This window comes from Streptomyces sp. NRRL S-340, assembly GCF_000720185.1.
Lineage (GTDB): Bacteria > Actinomycetota > Actinomycetes > Streptomycetales > Streptomycetaceae > Streptomyces.
Genome location: NZ_JOIY01000007.1, coordinates 22,984 through 44,354, shown reverse-complemented (window position 1 = coordinate 44,354; position 21,371 = coordinate 22,984). Strand labels below are relative to the sequence as shown.

Here is a 21,371-nt window from a genome sequence, read left to right as displayed (position 1 = left end):
CTCGCGGTCCCCTCACCCAGTGGTCCACTGTTAATGAGCGTTAACCCATTTCCTCCAGGTTAACGAGCGCTAACGCCGCTGTCTAGAATTGTTCTCATGGCCACGCGAACCGACGCCCCCACCCGCCGCGAGCAGATCCTCAAGGAAGCCGCGCGGCTCTTCGCCGAACGCGGCTTCCACGGCGTCGGCGTCGACGAGATAGGCGCCGCCGTGGGCATCAGCGGACCGGGCCTGTACCGGCACTTCCCCGGCAAGGACGCCATGCTCGCGGAGCTGCTGGTCGGCATCAGCGGCCGGCTGCTGACCGGGGCGAAGCGGCGCCTGGCGGAGGCGGACGGGGCGGCGGGTCCGGACGCGGTCCTCGACTCGCTCATCGAGGGGCACATCGACTTCGCGCTCGACGACCGGTCCCTCATCACCTTGCACGACCGCGAGCTGGACCGCCTGCGGGACAGCGACCGCAAGCTCGTGCGGCAGCTCCAGCGGCAGTACGTCGAACTGTGGGTGGACGTGGTCCGCCGGGTCCACCCGGAGCTGGCCGAGCCGGCCGCGCGGTCGGCGGTGCACTCGGTGTTCGGGCTGCTGAACTCGACGCCCCACCTGGGGCGCCGCGGGGTCCTGCCGGGGCGGGGGGCCACGGCGGAGCTGCTGCACCGGATGGCCCGGGGGGCGTTCGCCTCGGCGGGGGCGCCTGCGGGGTCGCCTGCGGCGGGCTGAGCGGGGAGGGGCTGGGGGCTGCGCCCCGCGCCCCGGTCGCCCACCGGGCGGGTGGGGCTGACTCCGCGGGCGGGCGCGGGTGTGTGGTGGCTCGTCGCGCAGTTCCCTGCGCCCCTGGGGGGCGGGCTTCGCCCTGCCCCCTGCGGCGGGTGGGTGCGGGTGTGTGGTGGCTCGTCGCGCAGTTCCCCGTGCCCCTGGGAGGTGGGCTTCGCCCTGCCCCCTGCGGCGGGTGGGTGCGGGTGCGTGGTGGCTCGTCGCGCGGTTCCCCGTGCCCCTGGGGGGCGGGCTTCGCCCTGCCCTCCTCCTTCACGTGACGAGCGTTACCGGTTCCGCTCTTTACTGGCCCCGTACTCGCCGGTACGTTTGTATGAGCAAGCGCTTAGACAGTCGAGGTCGCGGAGGTGGGCGGCGTGCGCCGTACGGTGTTCAACGAGGATCACGAGGCGTTCCGGGAGACCCTTCGCGCCTTCATCGAGGCCGAGGTCGTACCCGTGTACGACGAGTGGTTCGCGGCCGGCCAGGCCCCGCGTGACTTCTACTACAAGCTCGGTGAGCTGGGCATCTTCGGCATCAACGTGCCCGAGGAGTTCGGCGGCGCCGGCCTGGACAGCCACAAGTTCGAGGCCGTCCTGTACGAGGAGACCGCCCGCGCGGGCGTCAGCTTCGGCGGCTCCGGCGTGCACGTGCTGCTCGCCCTGCCGTACATCAAGATGCTGGCCACCGACGAGCAGAAGAAGCGCTACCTGCCGAAGTTCGTCACCGGCGAGGAGATGTGGGCCATCGCGATGACGGAGCCGGGCACCGGCTCCGACCTCGCGGGCATGAAGTCCACCGCCAAGCTCTCCGAGGACGGCACGCACTACGTCCTCAACGGCGCCAAGACCTTCATCACCGGCGGCGTCCACGCCGACCGCGTCATCGTCTGCGCCCGCACCGCCGCGCCGACCGCCGAGGACCGCCGCCACGGCATCTCCCTGTTCGCCGTGGACACCAAGTCCGAGGGCTACTCCATCGGCCGCAAGCTCGACAAGCTGGGCCTGCGCACCTCCGACACCGCCGAGCTGGCCTTCGTCGACGTCAAGGTCCCGGTCGAGGACCTGCTCGGCGAGGAGAACAAGGGCTTCTCCTACCTCGGCCACAACCTCGCCTCCGAGCGCTGGGGCATCGCCTTCGGCGCCTACGCGCAGGCCAAGGCCGCCGTCCGGTTCGCCAAGCAGTACGTGCAGGAGCGCACCGTCTTCGGCAAGCCGGTCGCCCACTTCCAGAACACCAAGTTCGAGCTGGCCGCCTGCCAGGCCGAGGTCGACGCCGCCGAAGCCGTCGCCGACCGCGCCACCGAGGCCCTGGACGCCGGCGAGCTGACCCCCGCCGAGGCCGCCTCCGCCAAGCTGTTCTGCACCGAGGTCGCGCACCGCGTCATCGACCGCTGCCTCCAGCTGCACGGCGGCTACGGCTACATGAACGAGTACCCGATCGCCCGTCTGTACGCCGACAACCGCGTGAACCGCATCTACGGCGGCACCAGCGAGATCATGAAGACGATCATCGCCAAGAACATGGGCCTGTAGGACCCGTGAGCACGGCACTGGAGTCCCTGCTCGATCTGCTCGACCTGGAGCGGATCGAGCGGGACATCTTCCGCGGCCGGTCCCGCTCCGCCGTCGTCCCGCGCGTCTTCGGCGGGCAGGTCGCCGCGCAGGCGATGGTCGCCGCCGGGCGCACGGTCCCCGCCGACCGGCACGCGCACTCGCTGCACGCCTACTTCCTGCGCCCCGGCGATCCCGGCGCGCCCATCGTCTACACGGTGGACCGCATCCGCGACGGCCGCTCCTTCACCACCCGCCGGGTCGTCGCCGTCCAGCACGGGCAGCCGGTCTTCCACCTCTCGGCGTCCTTCCAGACGTACGAGGAGGGCCTGGACCACCAGGTGCCCATGCCGCCCGCGCCGGACCCGGAGACCCTGCCCACCTCCGCCGAACGGCTGCGCGGCTACGGCCACCTGGCGCCCGAGGTGGTCGAGCGGTTCCTGGAGACCCGCGAGGCCGTCGACCTGCGCTACGTCGGCGAGCCCCCGTACGGTGAGTTCGGCGCGCCCCGCGAGCCGCACTCCCAGGTCTGGTTCCGCACCAACGGCAAGCTCGACGGCGCCGTCGACGAGCCCCTCCTGCACGTCGTCCTCGCCACCTACGTCTCCGACATGACCCTGCTCGACTCGGTGCTGCTCGCCCACGGGCGCGGCGGCTGGGCGGTCGGGGACGTCGTCGGCGCCTCCCTGGACCACGCCATGTGGTTCCACCGGCCCTTCCGCGCCGACGAGTGGCTGCTGTACGACCAGGAGTCGCCCTCGGCGTCCGGCGGGCGCGGTCTCGGGCAGGCCCGCATCCACACGCGGGACGGCCGGCTGGCCGTCACGGTGATCCAGGAAGGCGTGGTCCGCGTTCCCCGGGAACACTGAGGGGCATGGCGGACACGGCAGGAGAGACGGCAGCACAGCGGTCAGGCGGCGGCGAGAGCACCTTCACGGTGATCGTCGCCGCCCTGGCCAACCTCGGCATCGCGCTGGCCAAGGCGGTGGCCGGGGTGATCAGCGGATCCAGCGCGATGCTCTCGGAGGCCGCGCACTCGGTGGCCGACACGGTCACCGAGGTCCTGCTGCTCACCGCGCTCAAACGCAGCGAGCGCCCCGCCGACGAGGACCACCCGCTCGGCTACGGCCCCGAGCGCTACATCTGGGCGCTGCTCGCCGCCGTCGCCACGTTCGTGGGCGGCGCGGTCTTCTCCCTCTACGACGGCGTCCACACCCTCCTGTCGGGGGAGGAACTCGGCGACCCGCTGGCGTCGTACGTCGTGCTCGCCGTGGCCTTCCTGCTGGAGGGCTTCTCGCTGCGCACGGGGCTGCGCCAGGCCCGCGGTGAGGCCGCCCGCCTGAGGGTGCCCTTCCGCCGCTACTTCCGGCGGACCGCCGACACCGCCGTCAAGGCCGTGGTCATGGAGGACTCCGCCGCCCTGGCCGGTCTGCTGCTCGCCGCCGGCGGCCTGCTCGGCGGGCAGCTCACCGGGTCCGGCGTCTGGGACGGCGTCGCCTCGCTGTGCATCGGCGCGCTGCTCCTGTACGTGGCCTGGGTGCTGGGCCGCTCGAACGTGGAACTGCTCATCGGCCGCCCGCTGCCCCGCGCCACCCGGGAGCGGATCCGGGCGGAACTGCTGGCGGTGGAGCACATCGAGGCCGTACTGGAGCTGACGACGCTCGTGCAGGGGCCCAGGGAGGCCCTGGTGGCCGCGAAGGTCGACTTCCGGGACGTGTCGAGCGCGGCCCAGATCGAGTGGGCCTGCGAGCAGGCCGAGCAGCGGCTGCGCGAGGCGCTCCCCGTCGTCAGCCGGGTCTACCTGGACCCGACGCCGGGATTCGCGCAGCGCCGCTCGGAGGGGCTCAACCCGTGGCCGTGACGGGGTGCCGTGGGCTCCGGCGCGGTCAGGAGGACAGACCCGCCCGGTCGAGCAGGTACGCGGTCATCGGGTCGTAGAAGCGGGGGCTGACGACGTGGTCGTCCAGGGGGACCGCCACCTGGAGGGTGCCCTCGGCCTCGGCGAGGAAGAGGGCCGGGTCGTTGCAGTCGGCGTAGCCCACGGAGTCCACGCCGAGCTGTCCGGCGCACCCCGCCCAGCCGTGGTCGGCGACGACCAGGTCGGGCAGCGGACGGCCCGCGCGCTCGAGGCCGGTGAGGATGGCGCGCATCGGCTCGCCGGAGTGGGTGTGCCACAGCGTGGCGCCGTGTTCGAGGACCGCCACGTCCGCGAACTGCACGACGTAGCCCTCGTCCGTCCCCAGTCCCTCCGGGACGACGACGATCTCGCAGCCGGCGGCGCGCAGCGCGGCGGCCGTCGCGCGGTGCACGTCCAGCAGGCCGCCGGGGTGGCCGGTGGCGAACAGCACCCGCTGCCTGCCCGCGGCCGCCTTGCGCAGCCGGCCGGCCAGCCGCTCCAGGCCGTCGACGGTCAGTTCCGGGTCGATGGTGTCCTGGCCCTGCCGGTACTCGGGGTCGTCGTTGACGCCGACCCGTTCGGCCATCACCGCGAGCACGTCCTGCTCGTCGCTCCAGCGGTCGCCGAGTTCCAGACCGAGCCAGAAGTTGCGGTCGCCGTTGGCCAGCTTGCGGTAGTGCGAGAGGTTGTTCTCGCGGGGCGTGGCGACGTCCCCCGCGATACGGGTCCTCACGAGGTGGTCGACGAGTTCGGCGCGGCTGGGTGTCCCGGGTATCGGCATGGCTCCCATTGTGGGGCAGAGCGCCGCGCGAATCCGCCGCTGGTGCCGCGGACGGGAGGGTCCGCCGGCTCGCGACGCCCGGCACGGCGCCTCGCCGCGTCACCCGGGTACATCCGGTACGCGGGTCGTGCTTGGCCTTGCGGTCCACCGCACCGGACGCCGCGAGCTTCCCGGCGGACCTTCCGGCCGCGGCACCGGCCACGGGACGGGACGCGGGTCACCCACCGTGTCTCAGCGCGAACCACAGCTCCATGCGGACGTCCGGGTCGTCGAGGTCGGCCGCCAGCAGGGCGGCGCAGCGGGCGATGCGCTGCCGCACGGTGTTGCGGTGCACGGCCAGCGCCACCGCGGTCCGGTCCCAGCTGCCGTGCAGGGAGAGCCAGGCGCGCAGGGTCTCGGTGAGCGCGGGGTGCGCGGCGAGGGGGGCGAGGACGGCGCGGGCGTGGGCGGCGGCCTCCTTCGCCGGGACCAGGTCGCCGAGGCCGGGCCGGTCGCCGTGGCGGACCAGCGGGGCCCGGGTGGCGCGGGCGCGGGCCAGGGCGCGCGCCGCCTGCGTGTCGGCGGCCGGCCACTCCCGGGGCTGGACGGCCGCGCTGACCCCGAGGGTCCAGCCCGGCTGCCGTACCGCTTCCCGCTCGGCCGGCAGCAGCACCCGTACGGTCCCGGAACCTTCGGTCAGGTCGACCAGCGCCGAGCCCAGGGCGGCGCCCAGCGCGGAGGCGGCGACGGCGTCCGCCGGACGGTGCTCGGGGCGCGCGTGCACGACGGTCCACGGCCCCTGCCCGAGCAGCGCTGCCACGTCCTCGGCGGACGCCCCCAGCAGCATCCGGACGAGCGCGGCGGAGCGGGCCGCCGAGGTGCCGCTCTGGTGCTCGCCGGTCAGCAGGGACAGCAGCACGGCGGCCACGGAGGCGATGGTGTGGTCCCCCGGCTCGCGCCGCGGGGAGGCCACCCCGAGGACGAAGCCCTGGCCCGCGCCGAGGGCGTAGGCGGCGAGGTGGCTGCCGGCGACGGTGTCGGCGGCCGAACTGGGCGCGTACGGCCCGCCGGCCCCCGCCCCGGGTCCCGGCGCTGCCCCCGCCCCCGTCCGTCCCCCGGGCCCCGTCCGTCCCCCCGGCCCCGGCCTCACCACCGCCGCCAGGCCGGCCAGGGCCGTTCCCACCTCCTGGGCGGGCTCCCGGCCCGCGGCGGCGATGCGGGTGCCGTCGGGGCCGTAGAGGACGGCCAGGCCGGTCAGCCGCTGGGCGAGCTGGCGCAGCACCGAGGGGACGGGGTCGGGGCGGGACGCGGCGGCGGCCAGGCTCTGCTGCGCCTCGGTGACCCGGCGCAGCTCGGCCGTCCGGGACTGGGCGACCAGTTGCCACACGGCCCGGGCGACCTTGGCGAACGTCGTCCGGGGCGGCACCTCCAGCAGCGGCAGCCCCCGGGCGTCGCAGGCGGCGGTCAGCGCGGGCGGGACCGTGTCGTGCAGGGGCGCCACACCGAACCCGAGGGCCGCGCCGCCCGCCGCGACGATCCGCGCGACGTAGTCGTCGAAGTACCCGGCCGGCGCGTCCCGCGGGATGTGCACGCCCGCCGTCAGCAGCAGCTCGCCGCCCAGCAGGTACGGGTAGGGGTCGGCCATCTCCGAGGCGTGCGCCCACTGGATGACGACGTCCGGCCCGGCGGGCCCGGCGAGCTGGCGCAGGGCGAGGTCGTCGCGGGCCATGAGCGCGGCCAGCGGGACCGGTGGGGTCGGCGGGGCCACCTGGGTCAGCGGGCCAGGTGGGGCAGGCGTGTCCGGCATGGTGTGCGCTTCCTCCATCCCCGCCCCCTCGAATGGATGAAAAGTACACTTCGCAGTCGCTTTCCGGCCACCTAATGTCGTTCCAGACCCGGCGGCCGCGGGTACGGGCGGATGTCCCCGCGTGCCACTGCCGGCGCCCCCTCCCCGGGGGACCCCAGGAAATCCACACGTCTCTGCACGACCCGCCACCGGACAGTGCGCGAAGGAGGGCCCCACATGGCCGTCGACTACACGGTGATCGTTCTCTATCTGGCCGGCATGCTGGCCATGGGCTGGTGGGGCATGCGCCGCGCCAAGTCCAAGAGCGAGTTCCTGGTGGCGGGCCGCCGCCTGGGGCCCGCGATGTACTCCGGCACCATGGCGGCGATCGTCCTCGGCGGCGCGTCCACCATCGGCGGTGTGGGCCTCGGCTACAAGTACGGCCTGTCCGGCGCGTGGATGGTCTTCACCATCGGCCTCGGCATCCTCGCCCTCTCCGTCTTCTTCTCCGCCCGCATCGCCCGGCTGAAGGTCTACACCGTCTCCGAGATGCTGGACCTGCGCTACGGCGGCAAGGCGGGCATCATCTCCGGCGTGGTCATGTGGGCGTACACCCTCATGCTCGCCGTGACCTCGACCATCGCCTACGCCACGATCTTCGACGTGCTGTTCGACCTGAACCGCACGGTCGCGATCGTCATCGGCGGCGCGATCGTCGTCGCGTACTCCACCCTCGGCGGCATGTGGTCCATCACGCTCACCGACATGGTGCAGTTCGTCGTCAAGACGATCGGCGTGCTGCTCCTGCTGCTGCCCATCGCCGTGGTCAAGGCGGGCGGCTTCGGCGCGATGCGGGCCGAGCTGCCGACCTCGTACTTCGACCCGCTGGGCATCGGCGGCGAGACGATCTTCACCTACGTGCTGATCTACACCTTCGGCATGCTCATCGGGCAGGACATCTGGCAGCGCGTGTTCACCGCCCGCAGCGACAGGGTCGCCCGCCTCGGCGGCACCGTCGCCGGCACCTACTGCCTGGTCTACGCCCTGGCCGGCGCCGTCATCGGCACCGCCGCCAAGGTCCTCTACCCGCACCTGGGCAGCGCCGACGACGCGTTCGCCACCATCGTCAAGGACGAACTGCCCGTCGGCGTGCGCGGCCTGGTCCTGGCCGCCGCACTGGCCGCCGTGATGTCGACCTCCTCCGGTGCGCTGATCGCCTGCGCCACCGTCGCCAACAACGACATCTGGTCCCGGCTGAGGGGCGCGGTGCGCCGCGGCGGGGACGAGCACGCGGAGCCGCACGACGAGGTCAAGGGCAACCGGGCCTTCATCCTGATCATGGGCGTCGGCGTCATCGGCACCGCCATCGCCCTGAACAACGTCGTCGAGGCGCTGACCGTGGCCTACAACCTGCTCGTCGGCGGACTGCTCGTGCCGATCCTCGGCGGGCTGCTGTGGAAGCGCGGCACCGCGCCCGGCGCCCTCGCCTCCGTGATCGTCGGCGGCCTCGCGGTCATCGGCCTGATGGCGGGCTTCGGCATCCTCGCCAACGAGCCCGTCTACTACGGCCTGCTGTCCTCCCTGGTCGCCTACGTCGCCGTGTCCCTGGCCACCCGGCCCACCGACGAGTCCGTCCTCGCCGTCTGGCGCGAACGCCTCGCCGGCCGCACCCCCGAACCCGCGTCCGAACCGGTCCCGGCGCACCCGTAGAGTCGCCAGGGAAGCAGTACATGCGCGACGAAGCGCAGGAAAGAAGGCATTTCATCATGAGCAGCACCGAGACGCCCCGCGGCCCCGTCGACTCCTCCCGCGTCCCGCGCTACGCCGGCCCCGCCACCTTCGCCCGGCTGCCCCGCCTCGACGAGGTCGGCCGCGCCGACGTCGCCGTCGTGGGCGTGCCGTTCGACTCCGGCGTCTCCTACCGGCCGGGCGCCCGCTTCGGCGGCAACGCCATCCGCGAGGCGTCCCGGCTGCTGCGCCCCTACAACCCCGCGCAGGACGCCTCCCCGTTCGCCCTCGCCCAGGTCGCCGACGGCGGCGACATCGCGGTGAACCCCTTCAACATCAACGAGGCCGTCGACACGATCGAGGCCGCCGCCGACGACCTCCTCGCCACCGGCGCCCGCCTGATGACCCTCGGCGGCGACCACACCATCGCCCTGCCGCTGCTCAGGTCCGTCGCCAAGAAGCACGGCCCGGTCGCCCTGCTCCACTTCGACGCCCACCTCGACACCTGGGACACCTACTTCGGCGCCGAGTACACCCACGGCACCCCCTTCCGGCGCGCCGTCGAGGAGGGCATCCTCGACACCTCCGCCCTCTCCCACGTCGGCACCCGCGGCCCGCTGTACGGCAAGCAGGACCTCACCGACGACGAGAAGATGGGCTTCGGCATCGTCACCTCCGCGGACGTCTACCGCCGCGGCGCCGACGAGGTCGCCGACCAGCTGCGCCGGCGCATCGGCGACCGCCCGCTGTACATCTCCATCGACATCGACTGCCTCGACCCGGCCCACGCGCCCGGCACCGGCACCCCCGAGGCGGGCGGCATGACCTCCCGCGAACTCCTGGAGATCCTGCGCGGCCTGGCCTCCTGCAACCTGGTCTCCGCCGACGTCGTCGAGGTCGCCCCGGCCTACGACCACGCCGAGATCACCTCGGTCGCCGCCTCCCACACGGCGTACGAACTGACCACCATCATGAGCCGCCAGATCGCGGCGGCCCGCACCGCATGACGCGCTGAGGAGACCGAGCCCAAGTGACGCACGACCACGACCTGGTACTCCGCCCGACGGCCGCCCAGACGGAGGCCGCCCTGAACCCTCCCCCCGGCCGCACCGGCGGAGACCTGGTCGTGGAGACCCTGGCCGGGCTCGGCGCGACCACCGTCTTCGGCCTGCCCGGCCAGCACGCCCTCGGCGTGTTCGACGCGCTGCGCCGCTCCGCCCTGCGCTACGTCGGCCTGCGGGTGGAGAACAACGCGGGCTTCGCCGCCGACGCCTACGGCCGTGTCACCGGCGAGGCCGCCCCGCTGCTCCTGTCGACCGGCCCGGGAGCCCTCACCTCCCTGGCCGCCCTCCAGGAGGCGGCTGCGGCCTCCGCGCCCGTCCTCGCGATCAGCAGTCAGGTCCCCACCGCCGGGCTCGGCGGCGGCCGCCACGGCTACCTGCACGAACTGCCCGACCAGGCGGCCTCGTTCCGGGGCGTGGTGAAGTCCGTCCACACGGTCCGCACCCCCTCCCAGATCCCGTCCGCGATCGCCGCGGCCTGGCAGTCGGCGCTCACCGCCCCGCACGGCCCGGTCTGGGTGGAGATCCCGCAGGACGTCCTGCTCGCGAAGACCGCCCTGCCGGTGGTGACCGCGATGGACGCGACCCCGCAGGACCTGGTGCCGCGCCCCGAACTCACCGCCGTGGCCGCCCACTTGCTGTCCACGGCGGCCCGCCCGGCGATCATCGCGGGCGGAGGCGTGGTCCGGGCGGACGCCTCCGGGAAGCTGCGGGCGCTGGCGGAGAGGCTGGACGCCCCCGTCGTCACCACCTTCGGCGGCAAGGGCGCCTTCCCCTGGAACCACCCGCTCTCCCTCCAGTCCTGGCTGGAGGACCGGCACACCACCGGCTTCCTGGAGGACGCCGACGTCCTGCTCGTCGTCGGCTCCGGCCTCGGTGAACTCTCCTCGAACTACCACACGTTCGCCCCGCGCGGCCAGGTGATCCAGATCGAGGCCGACGCCGGCAAGCTGGAGGCCAACCACCCCGCCCTCGGCATCCACGCCGACGCCCGGCTCGCCCTCCAGGCCCTCCTGGAGACGGTGGAGGAGCGGACGGACGACACCGCGGCCGGCCGCGTACGGGACCTGCTGGCCAGGGTCCGCGACCGCATCGCCGCCCAGGACCTCACCCTGGAGCAGGACGTCCTGGCGTCGGTGCGCCGCGCCCTGCCCGCCGGATCGCCGTCCTTCTGGGACATGACGATCCTGGCGTACTGGGCCTGGTCGGCCTTCGACGCCCAGGCACCCAACACCATGCACTCCGCCCAGGGCGCCGGCGGCCTCGGCTACGGCTTCCCGGCGGCACTCGGCGCGGCGGTGGCCGACCCGACCCGCCCGGTGCTCGCCGTGTCCGGCGACGGCGGCGCCCTGTACTCGATCGCCGAACTGGCCACGGCCCGCCAGTACGGCCTGGACGTCACCTGGCTCATCGTCGACGACGGCGGCTACGGCATCCTGCGCGAGTACATGACCGACGCCTTCGGCCGGGCCACGGCCACGGAACTCACCCGCCCCGACTACGTGGCCCTGGCGGAGTCCTTCGGCGTACCGGGCGTGCGCACGTCGCCTGACACGCTGGAGGCCGACCTGGCACGCGCGCTGGCGGCGCCCGGTCCGTCGGTGGTGGTCCTGCCCGCGGTGCTGCGCATGTTCGCGCCGACGCACCTGGGATGAGGGCGAGGCAGGAGTGGGCCTACCCTTTGGCTTCCGTGCCGGGGCAGGCTCAGTGCGACCCATGGTGTGAAGGTGGCTCGATGACGTGGACTGTCCCGCACGCCGCCCGAGGGCGGCCTCGCTGCCTGTTCGTCGCCGGTACCGGTTCCGTCTCCAGGATCGCCGCCACGGTCGAGGCCGGGTACGTGGAGCGAGCCGAGGGTTTCGTCGTGCACGCGGCCGGTCTTCCCATTGAGCAGCGGATGACGTCCGAGCAGCTTCACTCCATATTCACCTGGATGAGTGAGGCACTGGCCGATGTGGTTACTGCACCGCGCGGATCCGAGGCCCCAGCGCGCTGGTCCGGCTTCGCGCCCACCTCACCTGCGCCAGAGTACCTTCGCCCGCCGTTCGCTGCCGAAACCCAGACCGTGGCGGTAGATCTCTGCTACCCAGTACCGGCCATCGTTGCCCCGTGCAAAAACACCCGACTCGACAAGAAAGTCGGCCTCGGTCACATCCAGCCCCACCTCAGCCAGTGAAAAGGGTACGGTCACGGGTTCTCGTACCTGCTGAAGGCGGCTGAGCAAATCACCGATCTCCTGGCTTTCGTCCTGGATGGCACTGATTTTGATCATGCTGCACTCAAGTAGAGCCTTCCGCATGGCACCTGGTACCAGCACACGGTCCTCCCAGGACGTCTGAGGAATCGACTGGCGTGCTGCCTCAGCAAGGAAGACCACGACATCCCGGGCTTGCACCTGATCCTTGAAGTCCCCGAGGGCTGCTGGCACCCAGAGGTGTGAGCGCGCTTCTTTAGACCTTTCTGTACCCATCTTCCAGCCCCAGACAGGAATGAGGGCATCGACCAGCGCGTCGTAGGAAAGCTCGGCGATCTCGGACTCGGCCATCGCCGTCGGCAATGCATCGGCGTGTGCGGTGACCCACAGAGCCAACCGCAGAGCCTCTTCCTTGTTCCAGCGCAGTGCGTAAGGCTCGTAGCGTGCAAGTAGTTGCTCGCTGTTCTGCCGAACCGCTCGCTTCACAAGGTCTCGGCGTACGAAGACGACGAGACCGAGAGGACGTCCTCGCAGGGAGCGCAACCAGGCGAGGACGTCGATGAGAAGCACACGCAGCGCAGTGCGCTTGGACTCATTGTCCAGAGACTGCAGCAAGTCTTCGAGTCCATCCATGACGAACACCGCTCGTGTTCGCTTGCTGAGTTCCGTGAGGGCGGTTTCCGCGTCACGGCCCTCCGTCAGCGGCGCCCCAGCAGCGACCGCCAGGCATTCCAGCCACAGGTGCCGCCATCCGATCTCGTCTCCCGCGTCGAGTTCGGACAGACCTCTCCTCAGCCGGTCCTTGATGGCCTGGGAAGTTCCGGCCTCTCCTGCTGCCTCGCTGTGTGCAGCGGCGAACGCGTCTCTGAGGTCCTGTGTCGTCAGGTCTTCGTTCTCGAGGTTGTCCGACTCCAGGACTGGGACCACGGGCAGAGCCAGTCGTACGTCTTTGACGCCGGACTGCTCGGCGAACACATTCCAGGTTCTCGCAGCACAAGCTTTCGCGTACATGAACGTCTTGCCTGCACCTTTGGCGCCGACCACAAGAGCCAGCGGCGGTTCGGTGCGGTGGTCACCCAGCAGCCTGCGCAGGGGATCTGTAGCGAGGAATCCGCTGGCTGACGACATGCCTTTCAGCTCGGCGTAAATGAGCGGTTGTGCGGTGTCCATGAGGCGCTTGCGAAGCGTCGAGTAGTCGACGTGTTGTTCCTTCTGCTCCGGATTCGGCAAAGAGGGAGAGGCCGGGGCGGGTACGATCGAGTCCAGGACCTCGGATACTTTGCAGCTTTCCAGTACTCGCAACACCGCGTCCCAGGAGGAGGGGAGCGCCAACAATTCCTCTCGGAACGGGCTCAGCAGAGGCTGGGAGAGGACATCGGCATCCACTTCACCTGTGTCGTCGGGATCGGTCTCTGCGGTGTCATTCGGGGGCCTCAAGGATGAAAGCAATGCACTGCTCAACTCTGCTCGTGCCTGTTCCGCCTGCGCCTCGTGCACGTCCTGCCGGTATTGCGTGATGATTACGGAACTGGCGGGGTCCGTGCCCCGGAGGGCCGGTGCGCGGCGGCCCAGTTGCTTCAGCAGAGTCTTGGTTCCTTCGAGGGACTGGTGGCTGAGCGTGGTGACGAAGACTCGCTGCACCCGTGGGTCGAGCAGAACGGGAGCTGACAGCTCGGAGGCCCCGGCACGCAGATCCACGACGACGGTGTCCGCACCGGTTCGGACGGCGAGCGCGGCCAGGGCCTCGGTCAGGAAGTACGGAGAGCGCCCGGGCGTCAGCAGATCCGCCGGCTCGATGCGTGGCGGTCCAAGCTGCTGCCTTCTGCTGGTGGGTACCACGGTCACCCGCCCCCCGCTCACGAACCGTCCTACCTGCTGATTAGGCAGGTAGGCGGCCGCGATGTCGACGGCCGGGGACCAGCCACCGTCCTCGGACCCTTGCAAGAGGGCAAGTAGGTCCTCGTACGAGAAGTCAAGCTGGCCCCCTTGGGCCCTGTGCATCCAGGTGATTCCGGGTGCCTCCAAGTCCGAGTCGACCAAGAGGACACTGCCACCTCTGCGGGCGATCGTGTCGGCCATGGCGACCGCATGCACCGTCCGCCCCACTCCGCCTTTGAATGAGTGGAAAGCCAGGATCTGCACGTCACCGGGGAAACGCTCTGTCGCGGGTCGCTCCAGCGCGTGCGCCAACTGCGGCGTGATGTGCTTCTCACGGAGCAGAGGCAGACGGCGCGGCTGGTCCGCGTGGTCCGGTTCCGAACTGAGAACGACGGGGATACCGGTGAAGTCGGGCCTCCGCGGGTCGTCGAGTCGGAGCATGAGGACGCCGTCACGCCATTCCGTCGACCCTGTTCCGAAAACCTCGTCCAACCAGTGTTTCGCCGCCTCGGCTTCCGTACCACCGGAGACCACCAGTTCCAGGCCGTCCCACCAGCCGTCCGCTGCACGGAGCCAGTCTGGCCAGCAGCCGGCAGCGGCGAGAGACGCAAGGTGATCGTCTACGTCCACCCAGGTGAACAGGTGCTCCGGGGGCGTCAGCCCTTCCAGATCCGTCAATCCGGCCACGGCCTCGTCGTCTCCTAGCCTCGGTCCCGCTCGCACCACTTGATCAAAGCCCGGAGGGCTTCCTTCGCTGCTATTTCATCTGTTCCGTCAAGCTTTGCACCATAACGCCATGCCTGGTGCAGCTCCGCCAAGGCGACGGACGCGCCCGCAGGCGCGTGCAGTCGACAGCTCCGAAGCATGCTGAGGACGTCGTCCAGAGCGCGGGGGAGCCTTAGTTCCTTGGCGAGCTTGCGGAGGTCGTGAGTGGGCTCCAGCGCCGATGTGTCCCGAAGTCCTCTGCGGATCAGGAGTCGCTCCTTCAGGCCGCACTCGGCGGCGTAGAACAGTAGGAGACCCACGGTGGCCGCGTCCTCGCCCTTGCCATGCGCTTCCACCGACTCAGCCGAGACCTTGAGTTCGTCTCGTCTCCTCTTGAGCGCCTTGGCCCCCACCTGAAGCACCATGGGAATATCTTCGCAGGACTTGCCGGGGCGATCCATCGGGATGCCACCAACAATTGCTGAGCCGCGCTGAGTCGGCGACGCGTCGGCGGTGTGCCCCCTCACCCCTCCACGAGCCGCCCGTACTTCTCCGCGTACGCGGCGCGCTGTTCGGCGTAGCCGGCCGCGAAGGCGCGCTGTTCGGCGGGGCTCATGTTGTCGGCCAGGACACGCTGGGGCGGCAGGAGGTCCGGTACCTCCCGGAAGACCTCCGCGGCCGCGTCCCAGTGGCCGCCCCCGCGGCACTTGGCCGCCAGGACGTGAACCGACAGCGAGGCCAGCTCCTTGTCCAGGAAGTGCAGCGGCCTCTGCTTCACCACGAGGTCCTCCCGCCGCGGGGCCGGCCCCGCCTTGCCGGCCAGCAGGCGTATCGTCCACAGCGCCGCGAGCAGGCGTCCGGACAAGTGGTGCTCGTTCGGCTTCTGTTCTGCCACGCGCTCTTCCTACCCATCGCGGTGACGCTCACCCGGCGCCGGTGAGGGGCGTGATCCGGTCACCCGTGCGGAAGTTGCCGCGTTCGTACAACCATTCCCGTGAATCCGCGCGTCCACTGGGTATGACTCACTGGATATCACGACGCGTCAGGGTGCTCGCGGCGATCGGCGCGGGCGCCGGGATGCTCGTTCCCTGCGTGGCCGCCGCCACGCCCGCGGCGGCCGCCGCACCGAAGGTCAGCTGCACCTCCGGCAGGGCGGGCCTGGCCGCCAAGCTGCAGAAGGACATCACCGCCGCCATGGCCGGCCGCAAGGGCTCCATCGCCGTCGGCGTGCGCGACCGCGGCACCGACACCACCTGCACCTTCCGGGAGTCGAGCGCCTACGACTCCGCGAGCGTGGTCAAGGTGACCGTCCTCGCCACCCTGCTGTGGGACGCCAAGAAGACGAACCGCAAGCTCACCGACCGCGAGGCCTCCCTCGCCAAGGCGATGATCACCCAGTCGGACAACGACTCGACGTCCGCCCTGTGGAAGCAGCTCGGCGTGAGCAAGGTCAAGGGCTTCCTGAGCGCCGCCGGCATGACCCAGACCAAGCCGGGCGCCGACGGCTACTGGGGCCTGACCCAGATCACCGTGCGCGACGAGCAGAAGCTGCTCGCCCTCGTCACGGGGAAGAACTCCGTCCTGAGCGACAACTCCCGCGCCTACATCCTCAAGCTGATGGGCCAGGTCGTGTCCTCCCAGCGCTGGGGCACCCCCGCCGGCGCGCCCTCCAACGTCGCCTGGCACGTCAAGAACGGCTGGCTGCAGCGCGCCACCCACGGCTGGCGGGTGCACAGCGTCGGCACCTTCAACGGCGGCGGCCACGACTACACCATCACGGTGCTGACCCAGGACAACAGCACCATGGACTACGGCGTCACCACCATCCAGAACATCGCCCGGGCCGTCCACAAGGACCTCGCCCCCACCGCGCGGTGGGTCAAGCGCGTGGAGCCCGCGCCCCGGCCCGCGGAGGCGACCGTCCCGCTGCCGCCGACCGGCTGACGCTTCACGGCGCGGTCTCCCGCCGGTCACCCGGGAGACCTACGGTGACGGTCATGCGTCTGAGAACCGTACTCGCGACCGCCACCGCCTCACTGGCGGCGGCCACCTGCCTGACCGCCGGTCCGGCCGCCGCCACGACCGCCCCCGCCGCCCGGGACCACGCCTGCTCCCCGTCCGTCTCCCTGGACCGTTTCACCGACGCGCTCGACAAGACGACGTACCAGGGCTCCTACGCCGGCAACTTCTCCGCGCTCGCGCGCGACCGGCACGGCGACCTGGCGGCGCTCTCCGACCGCTCCGAGCTGTTCACCCTGGACCGGCGCACGCTGAAGCCGACGAGTGTGGTCCGGCTCGCCGACGAGAGCGGCGCGCCGCTCGACTCCGAGGGCCTGGTCGTCGACCGGGACGGCACCCGCCTGGTCACCTCGGAGACCGAGCCGTCCGTACGCCGTTACTCCCGCGACGGCCGCGTCCTGGACCGGCTGCCGGTGCCCGCCGCGCTGCGCGTGGCCCCCGCCGGCCGGGCCACCGCCAACCAGACCTTCGAGGGCCTGACCCTGCTGCCCGGCGGCCGCACCCTGCTCGCCTCCATGGAGTACGCGCTCAGCGGCGACGACGCCCGCACCGTCCGCTTCCAGACCTGGCGCCGCACCGGCGACGGACCCTTCCGGCTCGCCGCGCAGTACGCCTACCGCACCGACGACGCGAGCCTCGGCGTCCCGGAGGTCCAGGCCGTCCCCGACGGCCGGCTGCTCGTCCTGGAGCGCGGCTTCACCGCCGGCGCGGGCAACACCGTCCGCCTCTACCTCGCCGATCCGCGCGGCGCCACGGACACCGGCGGCACCGAGAAGCTGACCGGGCAGCCCGGCGTCCGCCTGATCAGGAAGACCCTCCTGACGGACATCGCCGCCTGCCCCACGCTCGGCGCCACCGCCAGGCAGCCGCAGCCCAACCCGCTCCTGGACAACATCGAGGGCATGACGGTCACCGGCCGCGACACCCGGGGCCGCCTGCGCGTCCTCCTGGTCAGCGACGACAACGCGAACCCGGCGCAGACGACCCGCTTCTACTCCCTGCGGGTCCGGGTCTGACCGCCTCCTGACCGCCTTACGCCCCTTTTCCGCCCTTCAGGCCCCTTCCGGCCCCTTCAGGCCCCTTCCGGCCCCTTCAGGCCCCTTCCGGCCCCTTCCAGCCCCTTCCGGGACCTTTCCAGACCCTCCGGGTCCTCCTCGGCTGCCTCCCGACCCCTCCGTCCCCTTCCCGGGCATCCCCGCCGCGCCCGGCGAATGTTGCGGAGGGATGAAATCCGCCGCCGCCCTTGTTGGTGCCTTCCGGAAGATCAGGCCGTCAGGGAGGCACCGACGTGGCAGCGCAACCGGGGGAGACACGAGGGTGGGTGCGCAGGCTCGCCTCGTACGCGTGGCGCCATCCCAGGGACGTCGTCCTCGCACTCGGCTCCTCCCTCGCCGGGATGGCGGTCATGGCCGTCGTCCCGCTGGTCACCAAGGTCATCATCGACGACGTCATCGGTGACCACAGCCGCGCCATGGCCCCCTGGGCGGGCGCCCTGATCGGCGCCGCGCTCCTCGTGTACGCCGCCACCTACGTCCGCCGCTACTACGGCGGCCGGCTCGCGCTCGACGTCCAGCACGACCTGCGCACCGAGATGTACGGGTCGATCACGAAGCTGGACGGCCGCCGCCAGGACGACCTGTCCACCGGGCAGGTCATCGGCCGCGCCACCAGCGACCTCCAGCTCATCCAGGGCCTGCTCTTCATGCTGCCGATGACCATCGGCAACATCCTGCTCTTCGTGATCTCCCTGGTGATCATGGCCTGGCTGTCGCTGCCGCTGACCCTGGTCGCCCTGGCCGTCGCCCCCGCCCTCGGCTGGATCGCCAGGCGCAGCCGCAGCAGACTGCACCCCGCCACCTGGTACGCGCAGGCCCAGGCGGCGGCCGTCGCCGGTGTGGTGGACGGCGCGGTCAGCGGCGTGCGCGTGGTGAAGGGCTTCGGGCAGGAGGAGCAGGAGACCGCCAAGCTGCGCGCGGTCGGCCGCCGGCTGTTCGCGGGGCGGCTGCGCACGATCCGGCTGAACGCGAAGTTCACCCCGGCCCTCCAGTCGGTCCCCGCGCTCGGCCAGGTCGCCATGCTGGCGCTCGGCGGCTGGCTGGCCGTGAAGGGGCACATCACCCTCGGCACGTTCGTCGCCTTCTCCACCTACCTCGCCCAGCTCGTCGGCCCCGTCCGCATGCTCGCGGTGGTCCTCACGGTCGGCCAGCAGGCCCGCGCCGGCACCGAACGCGTACTGGAGCTGATCGACACCGAGCCCACGCTCACCGAGGGCACCAGGGAACTGCCGGCCGACGCCCCCGCCACCGTCGAGTTCGACGACGTGTCCTTCGGCTACACCGACGGCCGGCCCGTCCTCAAGGGCCTGTCCTTCGAGATCCGCCCCGGCGAGACCCTGGCCGTCGTCGGCTCCTCCGGCTCCGGCAAGTCCACCGTCTCCCTGCTCCTGCCGCGCTTCTACGACGTCACGCACGGCGCCGTCCTGATCGGCGGCCACGACGTGCGCGAGCTGACGCTCGACTCGCTCAGGGCCGCGATCGGCCTGGTCCCCGAGGACTCCTTCCTCTTCTCCGACACCGTCCGCGCCAACATCGCCTACGGCCGCCCCGACGCCACCGACGAGGAGATCACCGCCGCCGCGCGCGCGGCCCAGGCGGACCGTTTCATCGCCGAGCTGCCCGACGGCTACGACACCAAGGTCGGCGAGCAGGGCCTGACCCTCTCCGGCGGCCAGCGCCAGCGCGTCGCCCTGGCCCGCGCCATCCTCACCGACCCGCGCCTGCTCGTCCTGGACGACGCCACCTCCGCCGTCGACGCCCGCGTCGAGCACGAGATCCACGAGGCGCTCGGCCAGGTCATGCGGGGCCGCACCACCCTGCTCATCGCGCACCGCCGCTCCACCCTCGGCCTCGCCGACCGCATCGCCGTCCTCGACGGCGGCCGGCTCGCCGACATCGGCACCCACGACGAACTCCAGGAACGCTGCGCGCTCTACCGGCGCCTGCTCACCGACCCCGACGAACTCGGCGGCGTCTCCCCGGGCCGCGCCCTGCCCGCCGCGCCCGTGGAGGACACCTCGGTCCGCGAGGAACTGGACGCCGAGTTCGACGCCGAGCGGGGCATCACCCCGGCCCTGTGGGCGGGCGAGCGCGAGCCGCGCGACGCGGCGACGGCCGGCATGCCCGCCACCCCGGAGCTGCTCGCCCAGGTGGAGGCCCTGCCGCCGGCCACCGACACCCCGGACGTCGACGAGGCCCGCGCCGTGCGCCCCGAGGCCTCCTACGGCCTGCGCCGCCTGCTGCACGGCTTCGGGCTGCCCCTGCTGGCCAGCCTCGGCCTCGTCGCCGTGGACGCCGGGATGGGCCTGCTGCTGCCCGTCCTGATCCGGCACGGCATCGACCAGGGCGTCACCCGGATGGCGCTCGGCGCCGTCTGGACCGCCTCCCTGCTCGGCCTGCTCGCCGTGCTCGTGCAGTGGGCGGCGCAGACCGGCGAGACCCGGATGACCGGCCGCACCGGCGAGCGCGTCCTGTACACGCTGCGCCTGAAGATCTTCGCCCAGCTCCAGCGGCTCGGCCTCGACTACTACGAGCGCGAGCTGACCGGCCGGATCATGACGCGGATGACGACGGACGTCGACGCCCTGTCGACGTTCCTGCAGACCGGCCTGGTCACGGCCTTCGTCTCCGTGGTCACCTTCTTCGGGATCATGGTCGCCCTGCTGGTGATCGACGTCGAACTGGCGCTGGTCGTCTTCGCGACCCTGCCCCCGCTGATCGTCGCCACGTTCTTCTTCCGCCGGGCCAGCGTCAAGGCCTACCAGCTCGCCCGCGAGCGGGTCTCGGTGGTCAACGCCGACCTCCAGGAGTCGGTGGCCGGGCTGCGCATCGTGCAGGCGTTCCGCCGCGAGGAGGACGGCGGACGGCGGTTCACCGAGCGCAGCGACAGCTACCGCCGGGCCCGCATACGCGGCCAGTGGCTGATCTCCGTCTACTTCCCCTTCGTCCAGCTCCTGTCCTCGGTCGCGGCGGCCTCCGTGCTGATCGCGGGCGCGGGCCGGGTGGAGGCGGCGACGCTGACCACGGGCGCCCTGGTGGCGTACCTGCTCTACATCGACCTGTTCTTCGCGCCCGTCCAGCAGCTCTCCCAGGTCTTCGACGGCTACCAGCAGGCCACCGTCTCCCTCGGCCGGATCCAGGAACTGCTCCAGGAGCCGGCGTCCACCGAGCCCGCCGCCGAGCCCCGCGAGGTGCCCGCGCTGCGCGGTGAGATCGCCTTCGAGGACGTCAGCTTCGCCTACGGCGACGAGGAGGAGGCCCTGACCGGGATCGACCTGCGCATCCCCGCCGGACAGACCGTCGCGTTCGTCGGCGAGACCGGCGCGGGCAAGTCGACCCTGGTCAAGCTGGTCGCCCGGTTCTACGACCCGACCGGCGGCCGGGTCACCGTCGACGGCACCGACCTGCGCGAGCTGGACATCACGGCGTACCGCCACCGGCTCGGCGTCGTCCCGCAGGAGGCGTACCTCTTCCCGGGCACCGTCCGCGACGCCATCGCCTACGGCCGCCCGGAGGCGACCGACGCCGAGGTGGAGGCCGCGGCCCGCGCGGTCGGCGCGCACGAGATGATCGCCACCCTGGAGGGCGGCTACCTGCACGAGGTCGCCGAGCGCGGCCGCAACCTGTCGGCCGGACAGCGCCAGCTCATCGCGCTGGCCCGCGCCGAACTCGTCGACCCGGACGTCCTGCTGCTCGACGAGGCCACCGCCGCCCTGGACCTGGCCACCGAGGCCCAGGTGAACCAGGCCACCGACCGGCTGGCGGGCCGGCGCACCACGCTCATGGTCGCCCACCGGCTGACCACGGCCGCCCGCGCGGACCGCGTGGTCGTCATGGACCACGGCCGCGTCGTCGAGGACGGCACGCACGACGAACTCCTGGCCCTCGACGGCCGGTACGCGGGCCTGTGGCGCACCTTCATCGGTGCGGGCGAGCCCGAGCAGCCCGTCAGCGCGTCCCGGTGAGGCGGCGGAGGCAACCATCC

The 21,371-nt window shown here is 71.9% G+C and carries 15 protein-coding genes; 10 read left to right on the top strand and 5 right to left on the bottom strand.

Going from position 1 to position 21,371, the window contains the following annotated elements:
- The first annotated feature begins 96 nt into the window (after positions 1–96).
- From IG64_RS06670 to IG64_RS06655, 4 genes are all read left to right on the top strand, one after another.
- Positions 97–717 carry a TetR/AcrR family transcriptional regulator gene (locus tag IG64_RS06670; protein ID WP_037853065.1) on the top strand — a complete coding sequence of 207 codons (621 nt, stop codon included), beginning with the start codon at positions 97–99 and terminating at the stop codon, positions 715–717.
- A gap of 410 nt (positions 718–1,127) precedes the next feature.
- Positions 1,128–2,285: an acyl-CoA dehydrogenase family protein gene (locus IG64_RS06665; RefSeq protein WP_037853353.1), complete on the top strand. Its 1,158-nt coding sequence runs from the start codon at positions 1,128–1,130 to the stop codon at positions 2,283–2,285.
- Positions 2,286–2,290: 5 nt separating this feature from the next.
- Positions 2,291–3,172 (top strand): acyl-CoA thioesterase, encoded by an 882-nt coding sequence (locus IG64_RS06660; RefSeq protein ID WP_037853064.1) that lies wholly within the window; start codon positions 2,291–2,293, stop codon positions 3,170–3,172.
- Between the two features lie 5 nt (positions 3,173–3,177).
- The gene (locus IG64_RS06655; RefSeq protein ID WP_037853062.1) at positions 3,178–4,164 is read left to right on the top strand and encodes a cation diffusion facilitator family transporter; all 987 of its coding nucleotides are present in this window, start codon (positions 3,178–3,180) and stop codon (positions 4,162–4,164) included.
- 25 nt (positions 4,165–4,189) lie between these two features.
- On the opposite strand, the gene IG64_RS06650 is transcribed toward IG64_RS06655, so the two are convergent.
- Positions 4,190–4,981: a phosphatase gene (locus IG64_RS06650; RefSeq protein ID WP_037853061.1), complete on the bottom strand. Its 792-nt coding sequence runs from the start codon at positions 4,979–4,981 to the stop codon at positions 4,190–4,192.
- Between the two features lie 217 nt (positions 4,982–5,198).
- Complete coding sequence (locus IG64_RS06645; protein WP_234438412.1) at positions 5,199–6,767, bottom strand: PucR family transcriptional regulator; 1,569 nt, start codon at positions 6,765–6,767, stop codon at positions 5,199–5,201.
- Positions 6,768–6,983: 216 nt separating this feature from the next.
- On the opposite strand from IG64_RS06645, the gene IG64_RS06640 reads away from it, so the two are divergent.
- Genes IG64_RS06640 through IG64_RS06630 form a run of 3 tightly spaced genes read left to right on the top strand, consistent with a single transcriptional unit; the run spans position 6,984 to position 11,190 of the window.
- A complete protein-coding gene (locus IG64_RS06640; protein ID WP_037853058.1) occupies positions 6,984–8,456 on the top strand; it encodes a sodium:solute symporter in 1,473 nt (490 codons plus the stop codon).
- Positions 8,457–8,512: 56 nt separating this feature from the next.
- Positions 8,513–9,481 carry an agmatinase gene (gene speB / locus IG64_RS06635; protein WP_037853056.1) on the top strand — a complete coding sequence of 323 codons (969 nt, stop codon included), beginning with the start codon at positions 8,513–8,515 and terminating at the stop codon, positions 9,479–9,481.
- Positions 9,482–9,504: 23 nt separating this feature from the next.
- Positions 9,505–11,190: a thiamine pyrophosphate-binding protein gene (locus IG64_RS06630; protein ID WP_037853055.1), complete on the top strand. Its 1,686-nt coding sequence runs from the start codon at positions 9,505–9,507 to the stop codon at positions 11,188–11,190.
- A 359-nt stretch (positions 11,191–11,549) separates the two neighbouring features.
- Here the strand turns inward: IG64_RS06630 and IG64_RS06625 are convergent, their stop codons facing one another.
- The 3 genes from IG64_RS06625 to IG64_RS06615 form a co-directional block, all read right to left on the bottom strand.
- Positions 11,550–14,294 (bottom strand): KGGVGR-motif variant AAA ATPase, encoded by a 2,745-nt coding sequence (locus IG64_RS06625; RefSeq protein WP_234438411.1) that lies wholly within the window; start codon positions 14,292–14,294, stop codon positions 11,550–11,552.
- A 14-nt stretch (positions 14,295–14,308) separates the two neighbouring features.
- Positions 14,309–14,737 carry a hypothetical protein gene (locus IG64_RS06620; RefSeq protein ID WP_037853052.1) on the bottom strand — a complete coding sequence of 143 codons (429 nt, stop codon included), beginning with the start codon at positions 14,735–14,737 and terminating at the stop codon, positions 14,309–14,311.
- 98 nt (positions 14,738–14,835) lie between these two features.
- The gene (locus tag IG64_RS06615) at positions 14,836–15,207 is read right to left on the bottom strand and encodes a hypothetical protein (RefSeq protein ID WP_037853049.1); all 372 of its coding nucleotides are present in this window, start codon (positions 15,205–15,207) and stop codon (positions 14,836–14,838) included.
- A gap of 122 nt (positions 15,208–15,329) precedes the next feature.
- On the opposite strand from IG64_RS06615, the gene IG64_RS06610 reads away from it, so the two are divergent.
- From IG64_RS06610 to IG64_RS06600, 3 genes are all read left to right on the top strand, one after another.
- Entirely contained in the window at positions 15,330–16,256 is a 927-nt protein-coding gene (locus tag IG64_RS06610; RefSeq protein WP_037853047.1) for a serine hydrolase, read from the top strand.
- 53 nt (positions 16,257–16,309) lie between these two features.
- Entirely contained in the window at positions 16,310–17,347 is a 1,038-nt protein-coding gene (locus IG64_RS06605; protein ID WP_037853348.1) for an esterase-like activity of phytase family protein, read from the top strand.
- A gap of 272 nt (positions 17,348–17,619) precedes the next feature.
- On the top strand, positions 17,620–21,351 hold the full coding sequence (locus IG64_RS06600) for an ABC transporter ATP-binding protein (RefSeq protein WP_037853046.1): 3,732 nt from the start codon (positions 17,620–17,622) through the stop codon (positions 21,349–21,351).
- Positions 21,352–21,371: the final 20 nt, after the last annotated feature.

Bases quoted from the DNA above. Each gene is read 5' to 3' on its own strand.
- IG64_RS06670 (WP_037853065.1), top strand. From the start codon at position 97: ATGGCCACGCGAACCGACGCCCCCACCCGCCGCGAGCAGATCCTCAAG.
- IG64_RS06655 (WP_037853062.1), top strand. From the start codon at position 3,178: ATGGCGGACACGGCAGGAGAGACGGCAGCACAGCGGTCAGGCGGCGGC.
- IG64_RS06650 (WP_037853061.1), bottom strand. From the start codon at position 4,981: ATGCCGATACCCGGGACACCCAGCCGCGCCGAACTCGTCGACCACCTC.
- IG64_RS06645 (WP_234438412.1), bottom strand. From the start codon at position 6,767: ATGCCGGACACGCCTGCCCCACCTGGCCCGCTGACCCAGGTGGCCCCG.
- IG64_RS06640 (WP_037853058.1), top strand. From the start codon at position 6,984: ATGGCCGTCGACTACACGGTGATCGTTCTCTATCTGGCCGGCATGCTG.
- speB (WP_037853056.1), top strand. From the start codon at position 8,513: ATGAGCAGCACCGAGACGCCCCGCGGCCCCGTCGACTCCTCCCGCGTC.
- IG64_RS06620 (WP_037853052.1), bottom strand. From the start codon at position 14,737: ATGGTGCTTCAGGTGGGGGCCAAGGCGCTCAAGAGGAGACGAGACGAA.
- IG64_RS06610 (WP_037853047.1), top strand. From the start codon at position 15,330: ATGACTCACTGGATATCACGACGCGTCAGGGTGCTCGCGGCGATCGGC.
- IG64_RS06605 (WP_037853348.1), top strand. From the start codon at position 16,310: ATGCGTCTGAGAACCGTACTCGCGACCGCCACCGCCTCACTGGCGGCG.